General features: G+C 29.2%; 13 protein-coding genes. 12 read left to right on the forward strand and 1 reads right to left on the reverse strand.

The features are described from left to right. Positions 1–31 precede the first annotated feature (31 nt). The 8 genes from truA to Q0V15_RS01350 all read left to right on the forward strand — a co-directional run bounded on the left by truA (position 32) and on the right by Q0V15_RS01350 (position 6,800). On the forward strand, positions 32–766 hold the full coding sequence (gene truA, locus Q0V15_RS01315) for a tRNA pseudouridine(38-40) synthase TruA (RefSeq protein ID WP_297435227.1): 735 nt from the start codon (positions 32–34) through the stop codon (positions 764–766). A gap of 156 nt (positions 767–922) precedes the next feature. Continuing rightward, positions 923–1,357 (forward strand): 50S ribosomal protein L13, encoded by a 435-nt coding sequence (gene rplM, locus Q0V15_RS01320; protein ID WP_297435229.1) that lies wholly within the window; start codon positions 923–925, stop codon positions 1,355–1,357. 25 nt (positions 1,358–1,382) lie between these two features. Next, positions 1,383–1,775 carry a 30S ribosomal protein S9 gene (rpsI, locus tag Q0V15_RS01325; protein ID WP_297435230.1) on the forward strand — a complete coding sequence of 131 codons (393 nt, stop codon included), beginning with the start codon at positions 1,383–1,385 and terminating at the stop codon, positions 1,773–1,775. 73 nt (positions 1,776–1,848) lie between these two features. Beyond that, positions 1,849–2,499, forward strand: coding sequence for an HD domain-containing protein (locus Q0V15_RS01330; RefSeq protein ID WP_297435232.1), 651 nt, complete (start codon positions 1,849–1,851; stop codon positions 2,497–2,499). Between the two features lie 371 nt (positions 2,500–2,870). Further along, positions 2,871–4,487, forward strand: coding sequence for a Na/Pi cotransporter family protein (locus tag Q0V15_RS01335; protein ID WP_297435234.1), 1,617 nt, complete (start codon positions 2,871–2,873; stop codon positions 4,485–4,487). A 94-nt stretch (positions 4,488–4,581) separates the two neighbouring features. Next, on the forward strand, positions 4,582–5,265 hold the full coding sequence (cwlD, locus tag Q0V15_RS01340; RefSeq protein WP_297435235.1) for an N-acetylmuramoyl-L-alanine amidase CwlD: 684 nt from the start codon (positions 4,582–4,584) through the stop codon (positions 5,263–5,265). A gap of 126 nt (positions 5,266–5,391) precedes the next feature. Continuing rightward, complete coding sequence (locus Q0V15_RS01345; RefSeq protein ID WP_297435237.1) at positions 5,392–6,234, forward strand: fumarate hydratase; 843 nt, start codon at positions 5,392–5,394, stop codon at positions 6,232–6,234. A 14-nt stretch (positions 6,235–6,248) separates the two neighbouring features. Next, positions 6,249–6,800 (forward strand): Fe-S-containing hydro-lyase, encoded by a 552-nt coding sequence (locus Q0V15_RS01350; RefSeq protein ID WP_297435239.1) that lies wholly within the window; start codon positions 6,249–6,251, stop codon positions 6,798–6,800. A 112-nt stretch (positions 6,801–6,912) separates the two neighbouring features. On the opposite strand, the gene Q0V15_RS01355 is transcribed toward Q0V15_RS01350, so the two are convergent. Beyond that, a complete protein-coding gene (locus Q0V15_RS01355; RefSeq protein WP_297435240.1) occupies positions 6,913–7,773 on the reverse strand; it encodes a YitT family protein in 861 nt (286 codons plus the stop codon). A gap of 254 nt (positions 7,774–8,027) precedes the next feature. On the opposite strand from Q0V15_RS01355, the gene Q0V15_RS01360 reads away from it, so the two are divergent. The 4 genes from Q0V15_RS01360 to Q0V15_RS01375 all read left to right on the forward strand — a co-directional run bounded on the left by Q0V15_RS01360 (position 8,028) and on the right by Q0V15_RS01375 (position 13,487). After that, on the forward strand, positions 8,028–8,723 hold the full coding sequence (locus Q0V15_RS01360) for a response regulator transcription factor (protein ID WP_297435242.1): 696 nt from the start codon (positions 8,028–8,030) through the stop codon (positions 8,721–8,723). Beyond that, on the forward strand, positions 8,698–10,506 hold the full coding sequence (locus tag Q0V15_RS01365) for a cell wall metabolism sensor histidine kinase WalK (RefSeq protein ID WP_297435244.1): 1,809 nt from the start codon (positions 8,698–8,700) through the stop codon (positions 10,504–10,506). The genes Q0V15_RS01360 and Q0V15_RS01365 overlap by 26 nt, the downstream gene beginning before the upstream one ends. A 68-nt stretch (positions 10,507–10,574) precedes the next feature. Beyond that, positions 10,575–10,934 (forward strand): Spx/MgsR family RNA polymerase-binding regulatory protein, encoded by a 360-nt coding sequence (locus Q0V15_RS01370; RefSeq protein ID WP_297435246.1) that lies wholly within the window; start codon positions 10,575–10,577, stop codon positions 10,932–10,934. A 144-nt stretch (positions 10,935–11,078) separates the two neighbouring features. After that, a complete protein-coding gene (locus Q0V15_RS01375) occupies positions 11,079–13,487 on the forward strand; it encodes a hypothetical protein (RefSeq protein ID WP_297435248.1) in 2,409 nt (802 codons plus the stop codon). Positions 13,488–13,532 lie beyond the last annotated feature (45 nt).

Genomic DNA, 13,532 nt, shown 5'->3' on the forward strand with positions numbered 1-13,532 from the left:
AATTAATAAATAAGTTAGGTGGGAATTTTATATGAGAAATATTAAGCTTAAGATTGAATATGATGGAACAAATTTTTGTGGGTGGCAAATACAACCAACTGAAAGAACTGTTCAAAAAGATTTACAAAAGGCTATATCAAAGCTTACTGGTGAAGATATTGAAGTGTTTGGGAGTAGTAGAACAGATTCAGGGGTTCATGCAAGAGGATATATTTGCAATTTTAAAACAAATTCAACTATTCCAAGTGAGAGATTTAGAGATGCTATTAATACAAAAGTTCCAAAGGATATGGTTATTTTAGAGTCAGAAGAGGTTAGTATGGATTTTCATTCAAGATATTTTAGTACAGGAAAAACATATAGTTATAGTATCTGTATAAGAAGAGAGCCTATGACTATAGGAAGAAATTATTCATATCATCATGTACCATATCTTGATGTTGAGCTAATGAAAGAAGCTTGTCAGTATTTTTATGGTGAACATGATTTTGAGGCTTTTAAAAGCCAAGGTGGTTCAGTTAAGACATCTACTAGAACGATTACTGATTTACATATAGAAGTTGAAGGAGAGTTTATCAAAGTATATATCACTGCAAATGCTTTTTTATATAATATGGCTAGGATAATAGTTGGGACACTACTAGATGTGGGTTCTAGTAAAATTAAACCAAAAGAAATACCAAATATTATATTATCAAAGGATAGGAAAAAAGCAGGTAAATGTGCACCAGCAAAGGGATTATGTCTTGAAAAGGTTTTTTGCTAAATTAAAAGAAAAAAGTTGACACACCCGTATGCGTGTATTATAATGGTATTTGTTTGTAAGAGAAGATTGTGTATCTAACTCATAGAGTTTTAACATACATAGAACTAATAAATTAAAATGAAAATAAATTTTGAATATCTAAGGAGGGAATAAATCATGAAATCATACATTGCTAATGCACAAACTGTAGAAAGATCATGGTACGTAGTTGACGCTGCTGGAAAGCCACTAGGAAGAGTAGCTAGTCAGGTTGCTTCAATATTAAGAGGAAAGCATAAACCAACATTCACACCTAACTGTGACTGTGGAGATTTCGTTATCGTTATAAACACTGAAAAGGTTGTTTTAACTGGTAAGAAATTAGACCAAAAAATGATGAGAAAGCACAGCGGATACGTTGGTGGATTAAAAGAAACACCTTATAGAGTTGTTTTAGCTAAAAAACCTGAGTTCGTTTTCGATGAAGCTGTAAGAAGAATGTTACCTACTGGAGTTTTAGGAAGACAAATGCTTAAAAAACTTAAAACAGTTAAAGGTTCAGAGCACGGATTTGAAGCACAAAAACCATCAGTACTTGAGTTAAAGTACTAGTATAAATTAGAAGGAGGGAATTCAAATGGCAAAGGTTCAATACATGGGAACTGGTAGAAGAAAAACATCAGTTGCAAGAGTAAGATTAGTACCTGGAGAAGGTAATGTTACAATAAATAAAAGAGATATCCAAACATACTTTGGATTAGAAACTTTAAGAATGATCGTTAACCAACCATTAGTTTTAACAGAAACTAAAGATAAATATGACGTTTTAGTTAATGTTCACGGTGGGGGAACAACAGGTCAAGCTGGAGCTATCAGACACGGGATCACAAGAGCTTTATTAAAAGCTGATGAGAACTTAAGAGCTGAATTAAAGAAAGCTGGATTTGTTACTAGAGACTCAAGAATGGTTGAAAGAAAGAAATACGGTAAGAAGAAAGCTAGAAAATCATCACAATTCTCAAAAAGATAATTTTCTATTTTATGGAGAGAGGTTTATACCTCTCTTTTTTTTATATATAATTATATATGAAAGAGGTGGCTTTATGGATAAAGATTTAGTTATAGAAAATACTATTAATTTTATTAAGAGTGAGTTTTGTGATGAAGGAAGTGGACATGACTGGCTTCATATTGATAGAGTTTATAAAAACACATGCTACATTCTTGAAAGAGAAGAGGGGGCAGATGAGTTTATAGTTAAAATTACAGCATTACTTCATGATGTAGATGATTGGAAATTTTCTAGTGAGAATAAAACAGATACTAGCAGAATTGAAAAGTTTTTAGTAGCTCAAGAAGTTTCAGATGATGATATATTTAAGATAACAGATATAATTAAAACTCTTTCTTTTAAAGGTGGAGTTGTTGATTCAACACAAACATCTCTAGAGGGCATGATAGTTCAAGATGCTGATAGGTTAGATTCAATAGGTGCTATTGGGATTGCTAGAGCATTTACTTATGGTGGTTATAAAAATAATCTGATATATGACCCAGAGGTTAAAGCTATGGATTTTAAATCACTTGATGATGTTAAGAAAAAGAATACTACTGTTAATCATTTTTATGAGAAATTATTAAAACTTAAGGATTTAATGAATACTGATACAGCTAAAATTTTAGCAAATGAAAGACATAATTTTATGGTGAGTTTTTTAGAAATGTTTTATAGTGAGTGGAATTTAGGAGAATAAAAAAATTGATGTTAAATAATATTTTGAAAAATATACAATTTAATTGATGAATTTTATGAAATTGATAATTAAAATTAGATTAGTGTTAAGAAAAGTGAATAAAGTGTAAATGAAAGAGGTTAAATTATATGATTTAATCTCTTTCATTTTTCTTTTTAATAGGTGTTTTTTAGTGTTTGTTAATTAAATGTTTAGAATATTAAATGTATTTTAAAATATAATAGGTAAAAAATGGGTTGAAGTTTAAGTTTAGGTTAAGAAGTCTTAAAAGCTATTAACAAAGGGGGGAGGATAGGTTAAAATTAAAATTGTGAGAACGGGAATAATTAAAATTTTAATAAATATTAAATTAGTGAAGGAGCGATTTAACTTTGAAAGATGTGTTTTTTACGGCAATTGAATTATTAGGGGGACTTGGTCTTTTCTTATATGGAATGAAGATAATGGGAGAAGGTTTAGAGAATTCAGCAGGAGATAAACTTAAGGGAATTCTTGAAAAAGTTACAAAAAATAGATTTATCGGAGTTATAGTTGGAGCTGTGGTTACTGCTATAGTTCAAAGTTCATCAGCTACTACTGTTATGGTTGTAGGATTTGTTAATGCAGGTCTTATGAATCTTATACAGGCAGCAGGAGTTATCATGGGAGCTAATATAGGGACAACTATTACAGCTCAACTTGTAGCATTTAAGCTTACAGATTATGCACCAATGTTTGTAGCTATCGGAGCAATAGTTGTTATTGCAGCTAAAGCTAAGAAGAGAAAAGAAATTGGAAATATAATTTTAGGATTTGGTCTTTTATTTATGGGAATGTCAGCAATGAGTGCGGCAATGAAGCCTCTTGCAAATTCACCAGTATTTGAGCAAATGGTTATGGCTATTGGAGATAATACTCTTATCGGAATTGTAGTTGGACTTGCTATGACAGCAGTTTTACAAAGTTCATCAGCAACAACAGGAATACTAATCTCTCTTGCTACGGCAGGGGCAATTAATATCGAAGCAGCACTTCCAATATTATTTGGATGTAATATAGGTACTTGTGTAACAGCATTACTTGCTTGTATAGGTACAACAATCAATGCTAGAAAAGCAGCGATTTTACATTTATTATTTAATGTAGTTGGAACATTAATATTCTTACCATTTATAAGTATTCTTGGTAAGGTAGTTCAACAAATGAGCCCAGATATGGTTGCTAGACAAGTCGCCAATGCACATACTATATTTAATATAGGTGCAACAATTATTATCTTCCCATTCATGGGACTTCTAATTAAGTTTGTTAATAAGCTAATTAAAGGTGAAGATGATATTGAAAGGGTAGGACCAAAGTTTATTGATGATAAAATTCTTGAAACACCTGTTATTGCAGCTGGTCAAGTTATTAAAGAAACAATAAGAATGGCTAATAAAGCTAGAAAAAATTTAGAACTTAGTAAAGAAGCTTTTGATAGAAAAGATGAGAAGTTAGTTAAAAAGGTTTATGAAAATGAAGAGAGTATAAATGTTTTAGAAGAAGCTATAACATCATATTTAGTTAAGTTATCAAAAAGAGATTTATCAAATAGAGAGAGAAATATAGTAGCAGCTACTTTCCATATCGTAACTGATATTGAGAGGATTGGAGATCATGCTGAGAATATAGCAGAGCTTGCACTTCTTAGAAGTGTTAAAAATCTTAACTATTCAGCAGATGCAATTAAAGAACTTGATAGTATGTATGCAGACACAATTAGTGCACTTGAAACATCTATTAAGGCTTACGAAGAGAGAGATATTCAAAAGGCTGAGGCTGTATACCATATAGAACACAGAATAGATTCACAGCAAAAAGAATATAGATATAATCATATTGGAAGACTTAACGATGGTAAGTGTAATGCATATGAGGGAGCGATATTCATGGATCTTTTAAGTAATCTTGAAAGAATAGGAGATCATGCTACAAACATAGCGGATAGTGTTATTCAAAATAATAAGTAATTTTAAGGAGTGCTAAATAGCACTCCTTTTTCTTTTAATAAAGTTAGATTTAAAAGGAGATACTAGAAATGAAATAATTTTATTGGAGGTTTTTATGAAGAAAAAAATTACTTTAAGTTTAATAGGAGTTTTTTGTTTTCTATTTTTTATGAGTAAGATAGCATATGCTAGTGAGAAAGTTATACTAATAGATCCAGGTCATGGTGGGATTGATGGTGGAGCTGTATCAAGTAGCGGAGTTATTGAGAAGGATGTTAATTTAAGTATAGGATTAAAATTAAAAGAAGTTTTAGAAGATGGGGGCTATAAGGTTTATATGACTAGAGATGAAGATAAGGGGCTTTATACAGAGGGGAAAACAATTAGGGAAAAGAAGAGGGAAGATTTAGCTAGTAGAGTTAAGCTTAAAAATAGTACGGATGCAGATATTTTTATAAGTATTCATCAAAATACATTTCCGGAAGCAAAGTATAAAGGGATGCAAGTTTGGTATGCACAAAATAGTCCAGATAGTAAAGCACTTGCAGATTTGATGCAAGCAAGCTTTAAGGAGAGTTTAGATAGTAGCAATGTAAGAATGCCTAAAGATGCAGGAACACAGTTTAGGGTTATTAGAAATCCATCTAAGGCGGCTTCTGTTATTGTAGAATGTGGTTTTTTATCTAATCCAGATGAATGTGTATTGCTTGTAGATGAAAGTTACCAAAAAGATTTTGCTGATATTCTTAAAATTTCAGTTGATAATTTTTATGAAATGAAAAATAGAGTAGAAAATTAAGTAATGAAATCATAGTATGAGAAAGTTATACTATGATTTTTTATTATGATAAAAGTAAAAGAATGGTTAACAGTAATTGGTAAAAGGTATATAATTATTTTAGATTATTTAGGGTGGTGTTTATAAATGAGAGAAGTTAATGTTAGGGAAATAGAAGATGCAGTAAAAAAACTTGCATTAGAGACTAGTGTATTTTTACCGAAGGATGTAAAGGATAGTATTAGTTTTGCTAAAAAAAAAGAAACTTCTGTTTTAGCAAAAAAAATTTTAGAGAGTATTGAAGAAAATTATAGAATTGCAGAAAGTGAAAATAAGCCACTTTGTCAGGATACTGGAATGGCTTGTTTATTTTTAGAAATAGGGCAAGATGTACATTTTATTGGTGGTAGCTTAGAAGAGGCAATTAATATGGGTGTTATAAAGGCTTATGAAGAAGGTTATCTTAGGAAATCAGTAGTAGAAGACCCTCTTAGAAGGGTTAATACAAGGAATAATGCCCCAGCTATTATAGATTATAAAATAGTTGATGGTGATAAGGTTAAGATAGTTTTTGGAGCTAAAGGATTTGGGTCTGAAAATATGAGCAGAATTAAAATGTTAAAACCATCTGATGGAGTTTTAGGGGTTAAAGAGTTTATATTAGAAACAATAGAACTTGCAGGTGGAAACCCTTGTCCTCCAATTGTTGTTGGAGTTGGAATTGGTGGGAATTTTGATAGGGTCGCATACCTTGCTAAAAAAGCTCTTATGAGAGATTTTAGTGTTAGAAACTCTGATGTTTTTTATAAAGAACTTGAAGAAGAAATGCTTGAGAAAATAAATAAACTTGGGATTGGACCACAAGGTTTTGGTGGGAAAACAACAGCTTTATGCGTGAATATAGAAACTTTTCCAACTCATATAGCAGGACTTCCTGTTGCTGTTAATATAAATTGTCATTCTACAAGACATAAAGAAATTATTTTATAGGAGAGGTTTTAAATATGAGAGAGATTATGTTACCTCTTAAAGAAGAGGATATTAGAGAATTAAAAATTGGTGAGAGTGTTTTATTAAGTGGAATTATGTATACAGGTAGAGATGCAGCTCATAAAAGAATTGTTGAGAGTATAGATAAAAAAGAAGAGTTGCCATTTGATATTAAAGGACAGACTATCTATTATGTTGGACCTACTCCAAATAAAGAAGGCGAAGTTATAGGGTCTGCTGGTCCAACAACAAGTTATAGGATGGATTCATATACTCCTATTTTGCTTGATTTAGGTCTTAAAGGTATGATTGGTAAAGGGAGTAGAAGTAAAGATATTATAGAAGCTATGGTTAGAAATAAGTGTATATATTTTGCTGCTATTGGAGGAGCTGGAGCACTTATTAGTAAAAGTATAATAAGTTCTAAGATTATAGCATATGAAGATTTAGGAGCTGAAGCAGTAAGGAGAATAGAAGTGAAGAAATTCCCTGTAATTGTAGCTATAGATTCTACTGGGGAAGATTTATATAAAGTTGGGAGAGAAAAATATTTAGTAAGCAAATAATGAAAGTTTTTTAAAAAAGGCTTTGCTAGTAACATTAATATATAAGCAGTATAAATATTTTGCTTATAAAATAAACAAAAGGATGTTCACCAAGTGGTGGACATCCTTTTATTTATGCAACCATACTTTCAAATCCACGACCTTTAACTTCATTAACAGATATTATTGTTATAAAAGCTGTTGGGTCAATTTCTAAAATAGTTGTTTTTAAAGATATCATTTGTCTTGTTGTTACAAGGCAATATAGCATTTTTCCATGTTTATGTGAGTATTCACCATTTGCTTCAAGTGAAGTTACTCCTCTGTTCATTTTAACTATTATATGGTCTATTACTTCTTGTTCTTTTTGAGTTATTATTAGAAGTAATTTTTTTGAGTTAAGACCATTAATAACTTTGTCGATAACTATACCTTGAGTAAACATACAAATTAAAGTATACAGAGCTATTGATAATCCAAAATAGAATGAAGCTACTGTAACAATAATAAAGTTTAGAGCAAGTCCGACTTTACCTATGTTTAAATTAGAATATTTTTTCTTAATTGCCATAGTTATTATGTCAGTTCCACCTGTTGAACCACTTCTTGAAAAGACTAGTCCATAACCTATTCCACAAAGAACACCACCATAGATACATAAAACAAGCGGATCGCTTATATTAAGGTTTATATGTATGTTTGCTGTAAGCATAAGTGAAAATGATAAAGCTAAAGTTCCAATTATTGAATAGATAGTAAATCTTTTATCTAGCTTAAGATAGCTTAATAAAAATAAAGGTATATTGATAATTAGAACTATTATTCCTGCATTTATACCAAATAAATATTGGAATATAAGCCCGATTCCTGTAGCACCACCACTTAGAAGCTTTGCATCTGTTAGGAATATATTTACTCCTGAAGAAGCAATTATGCAACCAGCTATGATTACTGATATGTCGATAATTGTCGTTTTTTTACTCAGATTAGTCATAATAAAATAATCTCCTATGTATATAATCATTTAATAGTATAAAGGATTTTGAAAAATAAACCATCTTTATATATCTATGTATTTCTGCAAAATATTAGGATATAGGATTTTAGCACATATTAACTCCATTTTCCTTAAAATTATTCTGATTTGCTACATGAATTAATTTAAATTTAATAATTAGTTAATTTAAATATGTTAATATTTTCAATATGAGATATTTTAATTAACTAAAAAAGGTTTAAGGGGGATATATGAATAAATTTACGGTACTGGTTGCAGATGATGAAAAAGAAATTAGAGATGCGGTAGATATATATTTAAGAAGTGAAGGCTTTAAAGTTATAAAAGCTAAAGATGGACAAGAAGCTATTGAGTTGCTAGAAACAGAACCAATTCATTTAGTTATTTTAGATGTTATGATGCCAAGAATGGATGGAATTAATGCATGTATGAAAATTAGAGAGGAAAAAAATATTCCTATTATTATGATTTCAGCAAAATCAGAAGATAGGGATAAAATACTTGGTTTAAATATTGGTGCAGATGATTATGTTACAAAGCCATTTAATCACTTAGAATTAGTTGCAAGAGTTAAGTCACAACTAAGAAGATATGAAAAGCCACTTGATGTAGAAACATCTTCTCAAAAAATTAAGATTAAAGATTTAACTATTGATACAGTTAATAAAAGTGTAGTTTTAAGGGATGAAGAAATAAGACTTACAGCAACTGAATATAAGATTTTAGTTTTACTTGCTTCAAATACTGGGAGGATTTTTTCAATTAAAGAAATTTATGAAAAAGTTTGGAAAGAAGTTTTCTATAAAAGTGAAAACACAGTTACGGTTCATATAAGAAGAATGAGAGAAAAAATAGAAGTTAACTCAAAGAACCCAGAGTATATAAAGGTGGTGTGGGGAATTGGGTACAAAATGGACAGAGAATAAAAGTAGTCTGGGTATAGTTAATAAATGGTTTAACAATTATAAGTTAAAGGTAAGGTCAACAGAGAACTTTATATGCTTATGTTTACTTATAGCAATTCCATTTTTTATAACTATTTTTTCAGGTAATATGATAATTAATGATGAGAAGATACCGTATAAGTTAGCTATCTTAGATAAAGAAACATATATGACTGAGAGATTAAATGCACAGGCAAAAGAAATTGAAGGACAAGTTACTAAAAAATTACCTGTGCTTGAAAAATTTCGTGAAGTAGAAAAATTTAATGATGATGAGGATAAAATACTTGAAGATATTCAAGGGGTTGGTGATATTGGAGTTATTATTTTTGATACTAAAAAGAAAGTTGTCTATTCAAATAAATCTTGGATTAAGGACCTTTTAGTTCCTTTCAAAAGTTCAAAAGAGATTCTTGATGCTTTAGGAGAAGAAAAGGAAGAAAATATTTTTGCAAGAATGGCATATGATAATGCAAATAATGTTAAATCTAGTAATGGTTTTGAAAAAATTTATTTTACACCATCTAAGATATATGAAAGTGAAATTAGAGCAATTGATATGGTCGCAGTTTTAAGTGGTATATGTATTTTAATAATAATAATTATACTTTCTAAAAAAATTATGATGTTTAAAAATATGGGACTTAAATTATATAGAGATAGTTTGAGGTGGGGATATCTTAGTAAAATAAAAAATGCTGTATATACATTACTTAAAAGAAATATTATGTTTGATGAAGTTTTAAAAGATAGTGTTGTCTGGATTATTATAGGATTTGGAGTACTTGCTTTAGCTTTAATATTTGTTTTTGAAAGTATAGCTTTAGATAATATGATTAGGATAGAAGTACAAATGCTTAAATTATTAGTTATTTTTGCTATTCCAGCAGCTTTGCTTTTACATTTTGTAATAAAAATTCTTTATAGATATGAAGGGATAGAGTTTGTTACAACAAATCTTAAGTCTATTGAAATGGGGAATTTTGATATTGAGGTAAGGTTTGATGATGACCATCAAATAAGAAAGCTTAGTAAGGGGATAAATGATATAAGAATAGGTTATAAGACAGCTATTGAAGAGGGACTAACTTCTGAAAAAATGAAAACTGAACTTATATCAAATGTTTCACATGATTTAAAAACTCCTCTAACTTCTATAATAAATTATGTTAATATAATTCAAAGAGAAGATATTACTGAAGATGAGAGAGCGGCTTATATTGATATTTTAGATGAAAAGTCTACAAGACTTAAAGATTTAATTGAAGATTTATTTGAAGTTTCTAAAATGAATTCAGGTAAGATAACTCTTGATAAGCATGATATTGATATAGTTCAACTTCTGCATCAATGTATTGCAGAGCTTGATGACTATAATACAGAAAAAAACATGGAGTTTAAGATTAAGGGGATAGAAGAAGGAATTATTCAGATGGATGGTATGAGAATGTCTAGAGTATTCCAAAATCTTGGTACGAACGCTTTAAAATATGGGCTTGATAATACAAGAGTTTATATAAATGTTCAGGATATTGGTAGTGATATCCTTATATCATTTAAAAATATATCTGAATATGAGCTTGATTTTGATTCAGATGATATTGTTGAAAGATTTTATCGTGGTGATAAATCAAGAAATTCTGGTGTTGAGGGTTCAGGTCTTGGTCTTGCAATAACAAAGAGTATTGTAGAACTCCATGAAGGTGTATTTAAAGTAGAGTGTGAAGGTGATTTATTTAAGGCATATGTTAAAATCCCTAAATAATATAAAATACTTGTAGGTAGAAATAGTATATTATATAATAACGAGTATTAAAGTAAAGGAGTGTTTATATGAAAACATTATTTTTAGAGTATCCAAAATGTACTACTTGTAAGAAAGCTAAAAAATGGCTTGAAGAAAATGGAATAGATTTTGAAGATAGACATATAGTTGAAAATAATCCGACTAAAGAAGAGTTAAAAGTATTTTTTGAGAAAAGTGGATTAACTATAAATAAATTCTTTAATACATCAGGAATTAGATACAGAGAACTTGGACTTAAGGATGTTGTTAAATCAGCACCACTTGATGAACTGTTAGAAATTTTATCAACTGAAGGAATGCTTGTAAAAAGACCTTTAGTTGTTTTAGATGATAAGGTTCTTGTAGGATTTAAAGAAGAACAATGGAAAGAAGCTTTTAATAAATAGTAGAAAATTGTATCTTAGTGTAAAACTAAGGTGCAATTTTTTTATTTTTAAGAAGTTATCACTTTTTAACAGTTTTATAAATATAAATAAGTAGGGAGATTTTATTTAAATATAACACTTTTATAAGGGGTGAAGTTTTAGAAGATGGGTGTTTATAAAATAATTTATGATAAATTACAAAATAAGCTTTATGAAGGAGAGTTTGAAGGTGAATTAAGAGCTGGTAGGGGAAGATTATATTATCCTAGTGGTGGAATTAAGTATACTGGAGAATGGGAAAGTGATAATCCAAGTGGAATGGGTGTTTTATTTTATGAAAATGGAGCGAAATTTTATGAGGGGAAATGGCTTGGTGGAAGTGCTTGTGGACAGGGAGTTCTTTATACAGATACAGGAAGAATTGAGTATGAGGGACAGTTTGAGGATAGTAAGAAGAATGGAATTGGAACTATATACTATGAAGATGGTGTAAAATATAAAGGCGAATGGATATTAGATAAGAAATCAGGATTTGGAAGTTTGTATTATGCATCAGGAGAACTTAACTATCGAGGCTCTTGGAAAGATTCAAAAAGAGAAGGTAGTGGAACGATTTTTGGAAATGATAATCTTATACTATACAAAGGTGATTTTAGTAATGATAAAAAGCATGGAAGAGGTAGAAGTTATTATATTCAAGGGAATCTTGAATATGATGGTGAATGGTTTAATGATGAAAAATCAGGTGAAGGTGTTTTATATAATAGAGATGGATTAAATATATTTGAAGGTTTTTTTAGTAGAGGAAAGCGATTAGAAGCAAATGTTGTTAAGATATTAAAAACGGATGTTGAAATTCCACATAGTGAAAACCTTGATATTAAAATTGATGCATATGATGAAAAAGGACAAGATATCATAGATAAATCATTAGAGATTATATATGAAGATGAGCCTAAAAATGATATAGAATATAAAAATAATAACTTTGATACATTAGAAAGTTTTATTGGTAATAAAGTTGGTGAATTTTATGAAAGTGAGAATGAACATAGTACGGTAGAAAATAATATTTTAAATAATGATAAATTTGATATAGATAAGTTTGATGATGAAGATGAAGTTATCTATGAAGTTTATGGAGAGAATAGTAATATAAATGAAGAAACACAAGAAGTTGAGGAAAGTGATGATATTGATGAAGAAATAACAGAAGTAATAGAGGAAGAGCTTGAAGGTGAAATACTAAAAGATAATAGAGAAAGTGTAGAATGTGAAAATATAGTCAGTGAAAATGAAAAAAATAATAGTGAAGAAGTAGTAGTAAAAGAAAAAGAAGAATCTTTAAATTTAATTATAGATAACGACGAGGAAGTTTATAATTATATAGAAAAAGGTGATTATATTTATAAAGGGATTTTTTCAAATAATGAAGCTACTGGAAATGGAAAAGTTTTTTATAAAAATAAACTTAAATATTCTGGAGAATTATATAAAGGTTCGTTTGATGGAAATGGTAAACTATATGATACTAAAGAGAAAGTGTCATATGAAGGTTTTTTTAGAAATGGAAAGAAATTTGGGTTTGGTGTAAGTTATGACTCATTTGGAAATATAATTTATACTGGAGAATGGAAAGATGATATTCGCTGTGGTGTTGGAAAACTTTTAAATAGTAATGGTGAAGAAATATATAGTGGAAAGTTTTATAATGGAAAAGCACTAGGGCTTGGAAATGATATTGAAGCAGAAATTGATAATATTCTTTATAAAGAACTTGAAGCTATGGTAGGACTTGAAGAGGTAAAAGATGATATAGCAAGACTTGTAAGTTTTTTGAAAATGCAGATAATAAGAGGCAGAATAGCTTATAAAACTATTGATATTCCATATATATTCACTTTTGAGGGGAATATAGGAGTTGGAAAAGAGAGTATAGCAAGAATACTTGGAAAGCTTTATTATATTTTAGGGCTTGTACCAGAATATAATTTTATACAAACAGACTTATCACAGGCTCTTGATTATAGCCATGATGGAGAGATAGAAGAGGCAATGGATAGTTTTGGTGGAGGAGTTTTGTATCTTAGTAATTTATATGAAAATGATTATGCAGATGCAGTAAATCTTATTAAAAGTAAGGAAGCAACAAATAATATAATGAATTTAATAGATTATAGTAATGGGCATTTTATAATTATATTTTCAGGTGATGAAGATTTGATTGAAACAATGATTCATAACAAAAAAGAACTTGTAAAACTTGTTGGTAAGAGCATTATATTCTTTGACTATTCAGTTGAAGAGATGATGGATTTTGTTGAAAAGATAAGTAAAGAAAAAGATTATGAATTAGAAGATGATTTATTAGAAATGTTAAAAGAGTTTTTTGAAGAGGTTATTACAAATGATAAAGTAAGTAATAGAAATGCTGAATTTGTAAAAGAAGTATTTATAGAAATAGTTAAAGAGCAATGCATAAGAATAGATACTTATGGAATAGAAGAAGTTACGAATATAAAAATTCTTAAAGTAGAAGATTTTGAAAATATAAAAAACAAAATATGTTTTTAGAAGAAAAAAGGCTGTATAAATAAAATACAGTCTTTTATTTATATT

It is taken from the genome of uncultured Clostridium sp., from assembly GCF_947036855.1.
Classification (GTDB): Bacteria; Bacillota; Clostridia; order Clostridiales; family Clostridiaceae; genus Sarcina.

Coding starts and splice junctions, on each gene's coding strand:
- truA (WP_297435227.1), top strand. CDS start 32: ATGAGAAATATTAAGCTTAAGATTGAATATGATGGAACAAATTTTTGT.
- rplM (WP_297435229.1), top strand. CDS start 923: ATGAAATCATACATTGCTAATGCACAAACTGTAGAAAGATCATGGTAC.
- rpsI (WP_297435230.1), top strand. CDS start 1,383: ATGGCAAAGGTTCAATACATGGGAACTGGTAGAAGAAAAACATCAGTT.
- Q0V15_RS01330 (WP_297435232.1), top strand. CDS start 1,849: ATGGATAAAGATTTAGTTATAGAAAATACTATTAATTTTATTAAGAGT.
- cwlD (WP_297435235.1), top strand. CDS start 4,582: ATGAAGAAAAAAATTACTTTAAGTTTAATAGGAGTTTTTTGTTTTCTA.
- Q0V15_RS01345 (WP_297435237.1), top strand. CDS start 5,392: ATGAGAGAAGTTAATGTTAGGGAAATAGAAGATGCAGTAAAAAAACTT.
- Q0V15_RS01350 (WP_297435239.1), top strand. CDS start 6,249: ATGAGAGAGATTATGTTACCTCTTAAAGAAGAGGATATTAGAGAATTA.
- Q0V15_RS01355 (WP_297435240.1), bottom strand. CDS start 7,773: ATGACTAATCTGAGTAAAAAAACGACAATTATCGACATATCAGTAATC.
- Q0V15_RS01360 (WP_297435242.1), top strand. CDS start 8,028: ATGAATAAATTTACGGTACTGGTTGCAGATGATGAAAAAGAAATTAGA.
- Q0V15_RS01370 (WP_297435246.1), top strand. CDS start 10,575: ATGAAAACATTATTTTTAGAGTATCCAAAATGTACTACTTGTAAGAAA.
- Q0V15_RS01375 (WP_297435248.1), top strand. CDS start 11,079: ATGGGTGTTTATAAAATAATTTATGATAAATTACAAAATAAGCTTTAT.